This window comes from Halorubrum sp. SS7, from assembly GCF_005435055.1.
Taxonomy (GTDB): domain Archaea; phylum Halobacteriota; class Halobacteria; order Halobacteriales; family Haloferacaceae; genus Halorubrum; species Halorubrum salinarum.
Window position 1 is genome coordinate 1 of sequence record NZ_SGXV01000390.1, and the last position, 379, is coordinate 379.

At 74.1% G+C, this 379-nt stretch carries 1 protein-coding gene; it reads left to right on the forward strand.

Annotated features, from left to right (window positions below; all coding sequences use genetic code 11):
* Positions 1–379: RNA 2',3'-cyclic phosphodiesterase (thpR, locus tag EXE44_RS18525; RefSeq protein ID WP_137718085.1), on the forward strand; the 379-nt coding region annotated here is incomplete at both ends.

The window sequence follows — 379 nt, forward strand, 5'->3', positions numbered from 1 at the left end:
CACGTGACGCTGAAGTTCCTCGGCGACGTCGCGAGGGGCGACGAGGACGACAGCCCGAACGACTCCGCCCTCGACGACGTGATCGCCGCCGGCGAGCGGGCGGTCGACCGCGCGGGCGTCGCGCCGTTCGACTGCGCGGTCGGCGGTCTCGGCGTCTTCCCGAACCGAGATTACGTGTCCGTCGTCTGGGCGGGGATCGAGCGCGGCGGCGACGACCTCACCGCGCTTCACCGCGCCCTCGAGGCGGAGACGACCGCGCTCGGCGTCGATCCCGCCGACCACGCGTTCACGCCGCACGTCACGCTGGCCAGAGTGGAGAACGCGGCCGGGGCGGAGGCGGTCCGGGACGCGCTCGACGACGGGGAGGTCGAGGTCGGGT